The following is a 13,110-nucleotide window of genomic DNA, read 5'->3' as shown; positions in this document are numbered from 1 at the left end:
CAGCCCCTTTTGCTGTGCCGTGCCGCCGTGCCGCCGTGCCTGCTGCCGTCAGTGGCGTACATCGAGTCCTTCGCCGCCGGGTCAGCTCGTGGTTGCCGATGACGGTGGCCCGGCTTCCCTTCACACACATGGGCGCAGGTCAGTACGAGACGGTCGGTGAGCAGGGCGCCGCTGCCCTGGACGGCGCCCCGGGGCCGAGGACGACGACCGTACGCGCAGTGGGCGACTCGGGGGCCGTGGGCGGCGCACTGCTCACGGCTGCGCCGCCCTGCGGCCGAAGCGCGCCGTGCTGCCCTCGTCCTCGTGGCCGATCCGTCCGGCCTCGAAGGACACGGGGCGGCCGATGGCGCGGCCCGCGGCGTCGATGAGCTGGTTGCGGACCGACTCGACGGCGTCGGCGAGCTCTGTACCGTCCATGTCCCCGGCCTGCGGCGTCACCGGCCATGGCCTGCCCCCGGGAGCTGAGCCGGTCGCCGTGTCGGCGTAGTCGGGTTGCAGGCCGAAGGTCCCGAATCGGACGGCCTCAGGTCCCACCGCCAGTGACAAGGCGCACAGCCCGTTCCGGGCCTACTAGGGGTGATAGGGGCAGGCGCCGCGGCTGCGACGGAGGCCTCTGCCCCTGCGTGGGGAGGGGTCTTCGGGGCGGAAGGAGAGAAGCCCGGATCGCTATGTTTAGTCCGATTAGGGCTGTTTGGGGCTGGGGCTAAACCTGTCCGAAACAAGAGTTTCGATGAGTTCGGAAATGGGGCCCGCGAAACCTGCGCCGGTGAATTCCCGAGGCTCCTGCTACGGCTTTTGTTCGTAGATGGGGTGTTTGAGCATTGGTGGGGATGCGGGTTACCAAGGGATGGCAAGCCCGGCGGAAGCGTCGGGTCCAGTCATCTCCGGAGGTTCTCCGCTTATGTCGAAGCGCGTTTCGTTCCACTCCCGTCGCCCGTCCCTGTCCCGTGTCCGTGGCGCCGTCGTGGCAGCCGGCCTGGGGACGTCGATGGTTCTCGGTGTGGGCGCTGCGTTCGCGGCCGGCACGGCGGGTGCCCCCGACGCCGCGAACCTGATCAACACCAGTGCGGCCGACTCGGTCGCCAAGCAGGCGGCCGTGCAGGGCAAGGCGGCCAAGGCGGCCAAGGCCGAACGCGCGGCGGTCAAGAAGGCGGCCGTGAAGAAGGTTGCCGCCTGGGAGACCCCGGTGCGCCACTACGTGCTGAGCGCGTGCTTCGGCAACGACGGCGCCCGCTGGGCCCACAAGCACTCCGGCCAGGACTTCGCCGTGCCGATCGGCACCAAGGTGCAGGCCGCGCACAGTGGCACGGTCGTGAAGGCCGGTCCGAACGGCGGCGGTGACGGCCCCGCGTACGGCAATGCCATCGTGATCAGCCACGGCAACGGTGTGTACTCGCAGTACGCCCACCTGTCGCGGATCGATGTGCACATCGGCCAGACCGTGAAGACGGGCGAGAAGATCGCCCTCTCCGGCAACACCGGAAACTCCAGCGGTCCGCACGTGCACTTCGAGATCCGGACCACGCCGAACTATGGTTCCGCGATCAACCCGGTCTCGTTCCTGCACAAGGAAGGCGTCATGGTCTGACCCGACCGGGACGCACCCCTCAGGGCCTGTCCGGCCCTACTCGACGGACCCCGGGCTGTGTGCCCGGGTGACCAGATCGAAGGCGACTTCGAGGACGGCCTTGCGCTTCTCCTCGGGGTCGCCTTCGAAGTCTTTGAGGGCGAACATGCCCGCGTGCATCGTGAAGAGCGCGGTGAAGCAGCGCACCTGGTCGGTCAGCGAAGCGTCCGGTTCCTTGATCAGATCGACCAGGCCGATGACGCGGTCCTTGATGGTCTTCCCGATGCTGAGCTCCCGTACAGTCGCCTGGTTCTCCTGCATGAACCGGAAGAGCGGGGCGGCGGCGGTCAGCGCCTCGCTGTAGCGGCGCAGGATCTCCTTCTTCGTCTCCAGGCTGGGGGGCTGGCCCCTGCCCCACTCGATCAGCTCCTCGACCGGCTGGTTCAGGTCGTCGAAGATGCTGGTCAGGATGTCTTCCTTGGTCTTGAAGTGGTAGTACAGCGCGGCCTTGGTGACATCCAGCCGCTCGGAGATCTCGCGCAGTGAGGTCTTCTCGTAGCCCTGTTCGGCGAAGAGTTCCAGGGCGACGTCCTGAATGCGCTGGCGCGTGTTGCCCCGGCGCGGCTGCGGTGTGCTGCCCATGGCGCTCTCCCTCGATACTTACTTGACGCCCGGCTAGTTACGGGTCTACTTTCCCCAGTGTAGTCAACTAGCCGGGCGGCAAGTAAGTGCCCGGCACGCACAGGGGATCAGGGGAGTGGGGACCATGTCGGACCTGAAGAAGGCGGCGGGCGGAAAGGCGGACGGCCGGCCTGCCGAGAAACCCGAGAAGCGGCAGCGCAGCGTCCAGGTGGTGATGCTCGCCCTGATGATCACGATGCTGCTCGCCATGCTGGACAATCTGATCGTCGGCACTGCCATGCCGACCATCGTCGGTGACCTCGGCGGCCTGGAGCATCTGTCCTGGGTCGTCACCGCGTACACCCTGGCCACCGCGGCCTCCACCCCCATCTGGGGCAAGCTCGGCGACATGTACGGGCGCAAGGGCATCTTCCTCACGTCCATCGTGATCTTCCTGATCGGCTCGGTACTGAGCGGAATGGCCCAGGACATGGGTCAGCTGATCGGCTTCCGGGCGGTCCAGGGACTCGGCGCGGGCGGCTTGATGGTCGGCGTCATGGCGATCATCGGTGACCTGGTGCCGCCCCGCGAGCGAGGCAAGTACCAGGGGATGATGGCCGGTGTGATGGCGATCGCCATGATCGGCGGTCCGCTGGTCGGCGGCACCATAACCGACCACCTCGGCTGGCGCTGGAGCTTCTACATCAACCTGCCGCTGGGCGCGGTCGCCCTCACCATGGTGACCGCCGTGCTTCATCTGCCCAAGCGGGAGCGCACCGAGGCGAAGGTCGACTACCTCGGCGCGGGTCTGCTGACCCTCGGCATCACCGCGATCGTGCTGGTCACCACCTGGGGCGGTTCGGAGTACGACTGGAACTCCGCTGTGATCATGGAGCTCATAGCGATCGGTGTCGCCTCGCTCGTCGGCTTCCTCTTCGTCGAGACGAAGGCTGCAGAACCGATCATTCCGCTCCACATCTTCCGCAACCGCAACTTCACCCTGATGTCCGTCGTCGGCTTCATGTCGGGCTTCGTGATGTTCGGTGCGGTGCTCTTCCTGCCGCTGTTCCAGCAGTCCGTCCAGGGCGCGTCGGCGACCAACTCGGGTCTGCTGCTCCTGCCGATGCTGCTGTCGATGATGGTTGTCTCGCTGATCGCGGGACGGGTCACCACCAGCACCGGCAAGTACAAGATCTTCCCCGTGGTGGGTTCGGTCCTGATGGTGACCGGTCTGTTCCTGCTCTCGCAGATGGACACCGGAACCACGCGGTTCACCTCCGGCATCTACATGGCGGTGCTCGGTGCGGGCATGGGCTTTTTGATGCAGATCACCATGCTCGTCGCGCAGAACAGCGTCGAGATGAAGGACATGGGAGTCGCCTCCTCCGCGACCACCCTCTTCCGTACGCTCGGCAGCTCCTTCGGTGTCGCGATCATGGGCGCGCTGTTCACCGGGCGGGTGCAGGACGAGATGGCGGCCCGCGGCGGCGGGGGAGCCACGGCGAAGTCCGCACAGCTGGACGCGGCGAGCCTGGCGAAGCTGCCGGATGCGATGCGTGAGGCGTATCAGTTCGCGGTGTCGTCCGGCACCCACATCGCGTTCCTGGTGGGCGCCTCGGTCGGAGTGATCGCCCTGCTCGCGTCGGTGTTCGTCAAGGAGGTCCCGCTGCGGGGAGCGGGCCCGGAAACCGTGTCGTCGGACAGTGCGCAGGAGTCGGCCGCGGTCGCAGGCGACAAGCAGCCCGAGGCCGTCTGAGCCCTCGCGCTGCACGAGCGGTGTACGAGCGGTGTACGAGGAGGCTCCCGGGGCGCGCCCCGGGAGCCTCCTCCCGTATCCGGCTCAGCCGCCGGACTGCCTGCGGCCGGACTCCGCGCTCTGCCCGTCGCCGCTGCCCGGCGTGCGCTGTTCGGACAGGCGCAGGATCGGGAAGCTGCCGGTGTTGGTCGGCGCGTGCTCGGGCAGCCACAGCACGGCGATCGCCCCGCCCGCGCCCTTCGCCGCCCCTTCCGGCGCCGCGTTGCGGAAGGTCAGCCGGGCCCCGAGGACCCGCGCCTGACCGGCCGCGATCGTCAGCCCCAGACCGTGTCCGTGTCCGGCCCGGTCGCTGCTTCCGGTACGGAACCGGCTCGGACCCTCACGCAGCAGCGCCGCCGGGAACCCGGCACCGTGATCGCGGATCCGCACCACCCGGCCCTCGACCGTGACCTCCACCGGAGTGGCACCGTGCTTGGCGGCGTTCCCCAGCAGATTGCCGAGGATCCGCTCAAGCCGGCGCGGATCGGTGCTGACCCAGGACTCGTGGACGACCTGCACCTGCACATCCGGGTCCAGCAGCGCGATCCGCCGGCTGACGAACTCACCCAGCGCGATCTCCTGCAGTTCGGCCCGCTCCGACGCACTGTCCAGCCGAGCCACCTCCAGCACATCCTCGACCAGGGTGCGCATCGCCTGCGCCCGGTCCCGTACGAGCTCGGTGGGGCGGCCCGGCGGCAGCAGCTCGGCCGCCGTCAGCAGACCGGTCACCGGGGTACGCAGCTCGTGTGCGATGTCCGCGGTGACCCGGCGCTCCGCCTCGATGCGTTCGTTCAACGCGTCCGTCAGCGCGTCCACCGCGCGGGCCAGCTCATCGGTCTCGTCCTGGACGACACCGCCGACGGCCTCCCTGACACGTACATCCGTATTGCCCTGCGCGACTCTGCCCGCCGCGGCCGCCGCCTTGCGCAGCCGGCGCGACAGCTGCCCGCCGATCAGCACGCCCAGCGCGCAGCCGCCGAACACCACCGAGACCGAGCCGATGATCAGCGCCCGGTCGAGATCGCCCATGATCGTGGCGCTGCGGTCGGCGAAACGGGTGTGCAGCGAGAGCACATCGCCGTTGCCGACCGGCACGGCCGCCCACACATCGGGCACCCCGTTCCTGGTCTCCTCGACGTGCGTGGCGCGCCGGTTCCTGTTGGTCTCCGCGCGCAGGCTGCGCGGCATCGTCGGGTCGTTGAGCTTGGCTCCGAACCGGGGGTCGGCCTTCTGCGTCTTCTTCGCCTCGTACAGCAGCTGCGCGTAGGTCAGCCGCTCCAGCTGGACCTCGCGCGCGTTCTCCAGCATCGAGACCCGGGCGGCGTTGTGGACGACGAAGCTGAGCGCGACCGCGGTCAGCGCGCCGACCGCCGCGATCGCGATGCTGATCTTCCAGCGGACACCCGTCCGCAGGGCGAGCCGCTTCATGGCCGGAGTTTGTAGCCGAAGCCGCGGACCGTCTCGATCCGGTCCTGGCCGATCTTTGTGCGCAGCCGCTGCACATGGACATCCACGACCCGGGTGTCACCGCCCCACCCGTAGTCCCAGACCCGCTCCAGGAGCTTGTCGCGGGAGAGCACCGTGCCGGGCGCGGCGGAGAACTCCAGCAGCAGTCGCATCTCGGTCGGGGTCAGTGCCACCTGCCGGCCGCCCCGGCGGACCTCCATGCCCTCGGTGTCGATCTCCAGATCGCCGAAGACCAGCACCCCGCCGACGGGCTGCGACTCCGGCTCCCCGCTGCCCGGCTGCCCGCCCGACGCATGACCGAAGCGGCGCAGCACGGCACGGATCCGGGCGACCAGGACCGCCCCGTCGAAGGGCTTGGTGACGTAGTCGTCGGCGCCGGCCTCCAGGCCGAGCACCACATCGATCGAGTCGGCCCGGGCCGACAGCATGATCACCGGGACCGTCGACTCGTCGCGGATACGACGGCAGAGGCTGACCCCGTCGAGCCCCGGCACCATCACATCGAGCAGGGCGATGTCGGGACGGTCGGCCCGGAACGCATCGAGACCCGACAGTCCGTCGGGCATCGCGGTGACCGCGAAGCCGTCGCGCTCCAGCGCCAGCTGGGTGGCCTCGCGGATGACGTCGTCGTCCTCGACGAACAGGACGTGGGTCTCGGCCATCGGACTGCTCTCAGTTCCCCGCCGGTTCGGCGGATTCCGGAAGACCGGCTTCCCCATTGCCGACGGCTCGGTTGAAGTCGTTGTGCACCCGGTCGTGCTCGTTGAACCGGTTGTCCGCCCAGCGGTAGGTGATCACTTCCTCGCCGGAGGGGTACGCGACCGAGTCCTTCTTCTCGTAGACCTGGGCCGTCACCACCAGATCACCGCGGTCGATGGTGCCGTACACCGCGGGCTGCTCGATGGCGAACACGTTCTCGTACGTGCCGTTGCCCTTCTGGCGGTACACATAGGTTCCGACGCCCACCGAATCGCCGCAGGTCATCACGTTCACCACGACATCGGCCGAGGGGCCGTTGGTCATGGTGCCGTACGAGGTGTCCACCGGGTACTCGGAGCCGCTGCAGGGCTTCAGAACCATCCTGACCCGCTCGCTGACCTTGGGGTCCTGCTTGAGCAGCGCCACGGGATCGATCCGGGGCGTGGGCTTCGCAGTGGACGTCGGATCGGCGCTCGGCGTGGCCTGGGCGACCGGCTGGGTGCCTGCCGGACCCTCGTCCCGGGTGCCGGTACCGCCGGTGGAGCAGCCGACGGCGAGCAGCCCGAAAGCGGCGAGCCCGACCAGAGTCGTGGTGCTCGCCGCCCAGCCGGTCAGGACCCGGCCACGACTGCCGGTGGCCCAGTGGCCACCGCCGTCTCCTGCGCCGCCACAGTCGCCGTTACCGCTGTCACCGCTGGCTGTCAGGCCGCGCACCGCTCCCGCCCCCGTTCGTCCATACGCCTGCCCGCCTGCGCCCCTACCCGCGCCGTTGCCCGCGCACGGACCGGGGCGCCGACGGCCGGAGCACGGTCGTCCGCCGTCAGACCCCGCTCCTCCCGGAGCCGGGCCTCCCTGCTCGCTGCCTCACGGCTCTCCAGCTCCTGGCGCAGTCGTGCCAGCGCACGGTGCAGCGTGCTCTTCACCGTACCGGCCGACATGCCGAGCGCCGCAGCCGTCTCCTCCGTACTCATCTGCTCCCAGTGTCGCAGCACGACGACGCTGCGCTGCTTGGGAGCCAGTACGCCCAGCACATCCATCAGCAGGGCGCGGTCGGCGCGCTGCTCGGTGCCGTCATCGACGCTGGCGTCGGGCAGCTGTTCGGTGGGAACCTCGTCCAGCTTGCGGGCCCGCCACCACTCGGTACGGGTGTTGATCATGACGCGGCGCAGATATGCGTCGGCGAGAGACTTGTCGGCGATGCCGTCCCAGCGGCCGTACGTACGGACCAGGGCGGTCTGCAGCAGGTCCTGCGCATCCACGGGGTCGGGGACCAGCCGGCGTGCACTGCGCAGCAGTGCCTCCTGCCGAGTGCGTACGTACTCCTCGAATTCGAGCACCTCGCCCTGCGCCATTCCAACCGCCTCCGTCCCCGTAGATCCCCGTAGTACCGCCGTCAGCCATCGATCGGCCGGGCTGACGTCGCTGACGCTACGGAGCTGTTGTCACGGGGCTGTGCGGAGCAGCCATACGCTGACGCACGGCTGTCCATCGGTTGTGTAACAGCGGGGGAGGGGCAGCAGGGACCTTCAGCTGAGCGGCAGCCGGTACTGGCCTCCGGCCAGCGGCTCGACCAGGCCGTCCGCGACCAGGCCGTCCAGCGCGCGGGCTCGCTGCACCGGTTCGTCCCACACCGCGTCCAGTGCCGACTGCGGCACCGGTGCCACGGCCTCGCGCAGCACGGCGAGCAGCCGTCCGCGCACCTGCCGGTCCGTGCCTGCGTAGGTCTGACCGCGCCGCGGGGGCCCCTGGTGGGCGGGCTTCCCGGCCAGCAGCCAGGCACACTGTCCGGCGATCGGGCACCGTGTGCAGTCCTCGTTCTTGGCGGTGCAGACGAGGGCACCGAGCTCCATCGTCGCGGCGGCCCAGCGGGCGGCCCGTTCGTCCTCCTCGGGGAGCAGGGCCCGGGCGAGCTTGCGTTCGGCGGCGGTGGTCGCGTTCGGCGGGTACTGGATGCCGGTCGCGGCCCGGGCGAACACCCGGCGGACGTTCGTGTCGAGTACGGCATGCCGCTGTCCGTACGCGAACGAGGCCACGGCCGCCGCGGTGTACTCACCGATCCCGGGCAGCGCGAGCAGCTGACCGTGCTCGCTCGGTACGTCGCCGCCGTGCCGTTCAGTTATTGCCTGCGCGGCCCCGTGCAGGCGGAGCGCCCGGCGGGGGTAGCCGAGCCGGCCCCAGGCGCGGACCGCCTCGCCGGGCGGCTCGGCGGCCAGATCGGCCGGGCGCGGCCAGCGGGCCAGCCACTGTTCGTACACCGGGAGGACCCGGCTGACGGGGGTCTGCTGCAGCATGAACTCGCTCACCATCACACCCCAGGCGCCCGCTTCGGGGCGGCGCCAGGGCAGATCGCGGGCGTGCTGTTCGAACCACCCGATGACGGGAGCGTGGAGGGAGGCGGGGGGCGTCTGTGTCGCAGTCATGGCAGTCATCGCATCACCGATCCTGACACGGAAGGGCGGACGATGGCTCCGGGCACGGTGGTGTCGCTCCTGCTGGGGGCCCTTGGGGTGATATTGCCACCCGTCTGTCCCCGCGATATCCGGCAACCGGCCCAAGGAGACTCCCCCGGGGCGTCAGTGCCGTCTGCCCCGCCGCCTGGACCGGCCGGCCGCCGCCCCCGGGCCCGATGCCCAGACGGCCAGGGGCGCCCCGCTGCCCCGCACCGTCCGGACGAGCGACCGTGCCGGCCGGTACAGCACGGCGACCGCCACGGCGGCCACCACCGCACCCAGCAGCAGACCGACCGCCACGTCATGCGGATAGTGCACCCCGACGAAGACCCGCGAGAAGGCCATCAGCAGAGCCAGCGGGGCAGTGAGCCAGGCCAGCCGGGGCCGGGCGATCGCCAGGGCGACGGCTGCCGCGCCGGCGATCGCGGAGTGGTTGCTGGGGAACGACCAGTCGCCCGTCGGCGGACACGGCACCAGCGAGGCCGCCGCCCCGACGACCGCCCGGCACGGGCGTTCCTCGTCCACCATCGACTTGAGCACCTCGCTGCCCACATAGGCGAAGGCCGTCGCAATGGGTGCGAGCGCCGCCAGCGCCAGGGCGCCGTCGTCCGCCCGTCGGGCACGCCACCACCCGGTGATGAACAGGACGCCGAAGACCAGGAGTCCGAGTTCCGTCCATATCTCGGCCAGGTGTTGCACCCATGACGGCATGTCATGCGCGAAGTCGGTGATGTCCCGGTAGAGCGGGGCAGTAGATGAACTATCCATGTGACAGAGGGTAGTCAACAGAACCGGGTGGTCACCTTGGGCGTTCCCCGGGGCCCAACTCGGCGGAAGTACGGGGCCGGAGCGGGCCGCCCCGAGATGATGATCCGCAAAACTTCAGTGCCGGGCGGCGGGTGGGGCGGGAGTTGGCGCCGATCTCTCGTACAGTTTGCGCCGTGGGATCTTTGCGTAATCCGATCGGGCCGCTTCCCTCCACCATCTACTGGCGACGGAGGGCCGTAGCGGCGACGCTGGTTGCGCTGCTCGCGTTGCTGATCGTGTGGGCCGTCACCTCCGGTGGCGGCAAGGGGAACACGGACGACTCCCGGCCCGGCGGATCGGGTCCCGCACGCTCGATCACTCCCGGCCCCTCCCAGTCGGGTCCGGCCATCAGTCAACAGCCGGGCGGGCGCGACGAGTCGGGCGACTCGGACAGCGGCGGCGGAGACAACAGCGGTACGGGCGCGGGCTCCGACGGCGGCGCGAGCGACGGCGGTGACGGTGAGGGCGGCACGGACACCGGCAGCGGATCGGACACCGGAACCGGCGGCGTGAGCGGAGGCGGCGCGACGACCGGAGAGCAGGTCCCGGCAGACTCCTCGCTCCCCGACTGCGCTGCCGGCACACTGCAGTTGAGCCTGAGCACCGAACTCAACTACAGCCCCGGTGAGAAGCCGAAGTTCCGGTTGATCGCCAAGAACACCTCGTCCACCACCTGCAAGGCCGACTTCGGGCCGAAGAGCGCGGTGCTCACCATCACCGAGGCCGGTGGCGACGACAGCCAGGTGTGGTCCTCCAAGGACTGCCCACGCAACGCGGGCAGCCTGCTGCTGAAGGTCCCGGCGGGCTCGACCGTCGTCCACACCGTGGAGTGGGACCGCAGGAAGAGCACTCCGCAGTGCGCGACGCCGCCCGCGGAAACCGCGGGGCCCGGTACGTACCTGGTCGAGGCGAAGGCGCCGGGCGAGCCGCTGCAGCGCGCCTCGTTCGTACTCGCGAAGGACTGAGAAGAGGGCTGGGAACCTGCGGGACCGGGCCCGGGAAAATACTTCGGGGCCCGGTCTCCCGGGCCCCGGCACCGCCTGTGTCTGTTGCGCGTACCGCTACACGTACCGCTCGAGAATCGACGACTCGGCCAGTCGCGACAGCCCCTCGCGCACGCTCCTCGCCCGCGCCTCGCCGACTCCGTCCACCGTCTGGAGGTCGTCCACGCTGGCGGCAAGGAGCTTCTGCAGACCGCCGAAGTGCTCCACCAGCCGTTCGATGATCGCCCCGGGCAGCCGCGGTACCTTCGCCAGCAGCCGGAAGCCGCGCGGCGAGACCGCCGAATCCAGCGTCTCCGGCGAGCCGCTGTACCCCAGCGCCCTTGCCACGACGGGGAGTTCGAGCAGTTCGGTGTGGGAGAGCGCGTCGAGTTCGGTCAGTGCTTCGGCGACCGTACGGGACCGCTTCGCGGTCGGCTCCGGTACATAGTCGCGCACGACCAGCTCTCGCTCCGGCTCGACGCCCGCGATCAACTCGTCGAGCTGGAGCGAGAGGAGCCGGCCGTCCGTGCCCAGCTCCACCACGTACTCCGCGATCTCGGTCGCGATCCGGCGGACCATCTCCAGCCGCTGTGCGACGGCCGTCACATCCCGGACCGTCACCAGGTCCTCGATCTCCAGCGCCGAGAGGGTGCCCGCGACCTCGTCGAGCCGGAGCTTGTACCGCTCCAGGGTGGCGAGTGCCTGATTGGCGCGGGAGAGGATCGCGGCGGACTCCTCCAGGACCCGGCGCTCCCCGTCCACGTACAGCGCGATGAGATGCATCGACTGCGAGACCGAGACGACCGGGAAGTTGCACTGCTTGGAGACCCGGTCCGCCGTGCGGTGGCGGGTGCCGGTCTCCTCGGTGGGGATGGAGGCGTCCGGGACCAGCTGCACACCGGCCCGCAGGATCTTGGTCATGTCCTTGTCGAGGATCAGCGCCCCGTCGAGCTTGGCCAGCTCGCGCAGGCGCGTCGCGGTGAACTCCACGTCCAGCACGAATCCGCCGGTGCACATCGACTCGACGGTTCTGTCCATGCCCAGGACGATCAGCCCGCCGGTGTTGCCACGGAGGATGCGCTCCAGGCCGTCCCGCAGGGCCATTCCGGGCGCGACGGCGGTCAACGAGGCGCGCATCAGCGCCTCGTTACCGGTGCCTTGGCCGGACTTTCCGGGCGATGCTGCCCGGTCGCTGGCTGCCACTGCACTCCTCCGGTCACAGGTTTGCGGTGCCCTTACGTCCCTCATACCGTTCGTACGGACGGGCGAGACCAGGGCAAAGTCTACCGGCGCGCGTTCTCCTCCTGTGGGGCCTGTTCGCGAGACCGGCGCGGGAGCACTCTCAGTGCATCACCCATGTTGGCGACTTCTGTGACCTTCATACCGGCCGGGACCTTCCCCGGGTCGGTCGGAACCAGTGCGTGCGTGAAGCCCAGACGGTACGCCTCGGCCAGCCTGCGCTGGACCCCCGTAACCCTTCTGACCTCGCCCGCGAGACCTACTTCGCCGATCGCCACCAGGTTCTTGGGGAGTGGTGTGTCACTCGCGGCACTGGCCAGCGCCAGTGCGACCGCGAGGTCCGCGGCGGGCTCGGAGAGCTTCACACCGCCGACCGTCGCGCTGTAGATGTCCCGCTTGCCGAGCGAGCTGATCCGGCCGCGCTGCTCCAGAACGGCCAGCATCATCGACACCCGGGACGTCTCCAGACCCGAGGTGGTGCGCCGGGGCGAAGGGATCTGGGAATCGACCGTCAGCGCCTGCACCTCGGCGACGAGCGGCCGCTTGCCCTCCAGGGTGACGGTCAGGCAGGTGCCGGGCACGGGCTCGTCGCGGCGGGTGAGGAACAGCCCGGACGGGTCGGCGAGGCCGGTGATGCCCTCGTCGTGCAGCTCGAAGCAGCCGACCTCGTCGGTCGCGCCGTACCTGTTCTTGACGCCCCGTACGAGCCGCAGGCGGGCATGGCGGTCGCCCTCGAAGGACAGCACCACATCGACGAGATGCTCCAGCAGCCGCGGCCCGGCGATCGCCCCGTCCTTGGTGACATGGCCGACCAGCAGCGTGGACATACCGCGTTCCTTGGAGGCCCGGATGAGGGCACCGGCGACCTCCCGGACCTGTGCCATGCCGCCGGGCGCCCCGTCGATCTCGGGCGAGGCGACCGTCTGTACGGAGTCGAGGATGAGGAGCGACGGCTTGACGGCGTCCAGATGGCCGAGGACCGCGGACAGGTCGGTCTCCGCGGCGAGATACAGATGGTCGTTGATCGCCCGGATCCGGTCGGCGCGCAGGCGGACCTGGCTCGCGGACTCCTCGGCGGTGACATAGAGCGTGCGGTGGTCGTCGCTCGCCGCTTTCGCGGCCACGTCCAGCAGCAGCGTCGACTTCCCGACGCCCGGCTCGCCCGCGAGCAGCACGACGGCACCCGGCACGAGACCGCCGCCGAGCACCCGGTCCAGCTCGCCGACGCCGGTCGACCGGGCGGTGGCCTGCCGGCTGTCGACCTGGCCGATGGGCAGTGCGGCGGTGCTGACCCGGCCGGCCGCGGTGGTCCGCACGGCGGGGGCGCCGCCGAACTCCTCGACCGTCCCCCATGCCTGGCATTCGGGGCAGCGGCCGAGCCACTTGGCGGTCGTCCAGCCGCATTCGGTGCAGCGGTAGGACGGCCGGTCCTTCGCGGATTTTGTACGGGCAGCCATGGCGCAACCGTATAGGTGTGGTCCG

General features: G+C 69.9%; 13 protein-coding genes. 3 read left to right on the top strand and 10 right to left on the bottom strand.

Going from position 1 to position 13,110, the window contains the following annotated elements:
* Window positions 1-252: 252 nt before the first annotated feature.
* The gene (locus ACFVYE_RS20445; RefSeq protein ID WP_383958363.1) at window positions 253-417 is read right to left on the bottom strand and encodes a hypothetical protein; all 165 of its coding nucleotides are present in this window, start codon (window positions 415-417) and stop codon (window positions 253-255) included.
* 484 nt (window positions 418-901) lie between these two features.
* On the opposite strand from ACFVYE_RS20445, the gene ACFVYE_RS20440 reads away from it, so the two are divergent.
* Window positions 902-1,588: a M23 family metallopeptidase gene (locus tag ACFVYE_RS20440; protein ID WP_383958361.1), complete on the top strand. Its 687-nt coding sequence runs from the start codon at window positions 902-904 to the stop codon at window positions 1,586-1,588.
* 36 nt (window positions 1,589-1,624) lie between these two features.
* Here ACFVYE_RS20440 and ACFVYE_RS20435 read toward each other — a convergent pair whose 3' ends face one another.
* Complete coding sequence (locus tag ACFVYE_RS20435; protein WP_383958359.1) at window positions 1,625-2,209, bottom strand: TetR/AcrR family transcriptional regulator; 585 nt, start codon at window positions 2,207-2,209, stop codon at window positions 1,625-1,627.
* A gap of 124 nt (window positions 2,210-2,333) precedes the next feature.
* On the opposite strand from ACFVYE_RS20435, the gene ACFVYE_RS20430 reads away from it, so the two are divergent.
* On the top strand, window positions 2,334-3,944 hold the full coding sequence (locus tag ACFVYE_RS20430) for an MDR family MFS transporter (RefSeq protein ID WP_389606725.1): 1,611 nt from the start codon (window positions 2,334-2,336) through the stop codon (window positions 3,942-3,944).
* Window positions 3,945-4,028: 84 nt separating this feature from the next.
* Here the strand turns inward: ACFVYE_RS20430 and cseC are convergent, their stop codons facing one another.
* The 6 genes from cseC to ACFVYE_RS20400 form a co-directional block, all read right to left on the bottom strand.
* Window positions 4,029-5,411, bottom strand: coding sequence for a two-component system sensor histidine kinase CseC (gene cseC / locus ACFVYE_RS20425; protein ID WP_389606723.1), 1,383 nt, complete (start codon window positions 5,409-5,411; stop codon window positions 4,029-4,031).
* Window positions 5,408-6,112 carry a two-component system response regulator CseB gene (gene cseB, locus ACFVYE_RS20420; RefSeq protein WP_383974549.1) on the bottom strand — a complete coding sequence of 235 codons (705 nt, stop codon included), beginning with the start codon at window positions 6,110-6,112 and terminating at the stop codon, window positions 5,408-5,410. Before cseB ends, cseC begins: the two co-directional genes overlap by 4 nt.
* A 10-nt stretch (window positions 6,113-6,122) precedes the next feature.
* Entirely contained in the window at window positions 6,123-6,863 is a 741-nt protein-coding gene (locus ACFVYE_RS20415; protein WP_389606721.1) for a hypothetical protein, read from the bottom strand.
* Window positions 6,851-7,501, bottom strand: coding sequence for a SigE family RNA polymerase sigma factor (locus ACFVYE_RS20410; RefSeq protein WP_383974545.1), 651 nt, complete (start codon window positions 7,499-7,501; stop codon window positions 6,851-6,853). Before ACFVYE_RS20410 ends, ACFVYE_RS20415 begins: the two co-directional genes overlap by 13 nt.
* Window positions 7,502-7,675: 174 nt before the next feature.
* Complete coding sequence (locus ACFVYE_RS20405) at window positions 7,676-8,578, bottom strand: A/G-specific adenine glycosylase (protein ID WP_383974542.1); 903 nt, start codon at window positions 8,576-8,578, stop codon at window positions 7,676-7,678.
* A 144-nt stretch (window positions 8,579-8,722) separates the two neighbouring features.
* Window positions 8,723-9,367 (bottom strand): phosphatase PAP2 family protein, encoded by a 645-nt coding sequence (locus ACFVYE_RS20400; protein ID WP_383974539.1) that lies wholly within the window; start codon window positions 9,365-9,367, stop codon window positions 8,723-8,725.
* A gap of 173 nt (window positions 9,368-9,540) precedes the next feature.
* On the opposite strand from ACFVYE_RS20400, the gene ACFVYE_RS20395 reads away from it, so the two are divergent.
* Complete coding sequence (locus ACFVYE_RS20395; protein WP_389606718.1) at window positions 9,541-10,371, top strand: hypothetical protein; 831 nt, start codon at window positions 9,541-9,543, stop codon at window positions 10,369-10,371.
* Between the two features lie 96 nt (window positions 10,372-10,467).
* Here ACFVYE_RS20395 and disA read toward each other — a convergent pair whose 3' ends face one another.
* Both disA and radA read right to left on the bottom strand, forming a co-directional pair.
* Window positions 10,468-11,592 carry a DNA integrity scanning diadenylate cyclase DisA gene (disA, locus tag ACFVYE_RS20390; protein WP_383974533.1) on the bottom strand — a complete coding sequence of 375 codons (1,125 nt, stop codon included), beginning with the start codon at window positions 11,590-11,592 and terminating at the stop codon, window positions 10,468-10,470.
* Window positions 11,593-11,672: 80 nt separating this feature from the next.
* Window positions 11,673-13,085, bottom strand: coding sequence for a DNA repair protein RadA (gene radA, locus ACFVYE_RS20385; RefSeq protein ID WP_383974530.1), 1,413 nt, complete (start codon window positions 13,083-13,085; stop codon window positions 11,673-11,675).
* Between the last annotated feature and the right edge of the window lie 25 nt (window positions 13,086-13,110).

The sequence above is a fragment of the Streptomyces sp. NPDC058239 genome (genome assembly GCF_042882185.1).
In the GTDB taxonomy this organism is placed as follows: domain Bacteria; phylum Actinomycetota; class Actinomycetes; order Streptomycetales; family Streptomycetaceae; genus Streptomyces.
Note: the sequence above shows the minus strand (reverse complement) of the source record. Positions and strands in the feature narration are given on the sequence as shown.

Bases quoted from the DNA above. Each gene is read 5' to 3' on its own strand.
- cseC (WP_389606723.1), bottom strand. From the start codon at position 5,411: ATGAAGCGGCTCGCCCTGCGGACGGGTGTCCGCTGGAAGATCAGCATC.
- ACFVYE_RS20410 (WP_383974545.1), bottom strand. From the start codon at position 7,501: ATGGCGCAGGGCGAGGTGCTCGAATTCGAGGAGTACGTACGCACTCGG.
- ACFVYE_RS20445 (WP_383958363.1), bottom strand. From the start codon at position 417: ATGGACGGTACAGAGCTCGCCGACGCCGTCGAGTCGGTCCGCAACCAG.
- ACFVYE_RS20405 (WP_383974542.1), bottom strand. From the start codon at position 8,578: ATGACTGCCATGACTGCGACACAGACGCCCCCCGCCTCCCTCCACGCT.
- radA (WP_383974530.1), bottom strand. From the start codon at position 13,085: ATGGCTGCCCGTACAAAATCCGCGAAGGACCGGCCGTCCTACCGCTGC.
- ACFVYE_RS20440 (WP_383958361.1), top strand. From the start codon at position 902: ATGTCGAAGCGCGTTTCGTTCCACTCCCGTCGCCCGTCCCTGTCCCGT.
- cseB (WP_383974549.1), bottom strand. From the start codon at position 6,112: ATGGCCGAGACCCACGTCCTGTTCGTCGAGGACGACGACGTCATCCGC.
- ACFVYE_RS20430 (WP_389606725.1), top strand. From the start codon at position 2,334: ATGTCGGACCTGAAGAAGGCGGCGGGCGGAAAGGCGGACGGCCGGCCT.
- ACFVYE_RS20435 (WP_383958359.1), bottom strand. From the start codon at position 2,209: ATGGGCAGCACACCGCAGCCGCGCCGGGGCAACACGCGCCAGCGCATT.
- ACFVYE_RS20400 (WP_383974539.1), bottom strand. From the start codon at position 9,367: ATGGATAGTTCATCTACTGCCCCGCTCTACCGGGACATCACCGACTTC.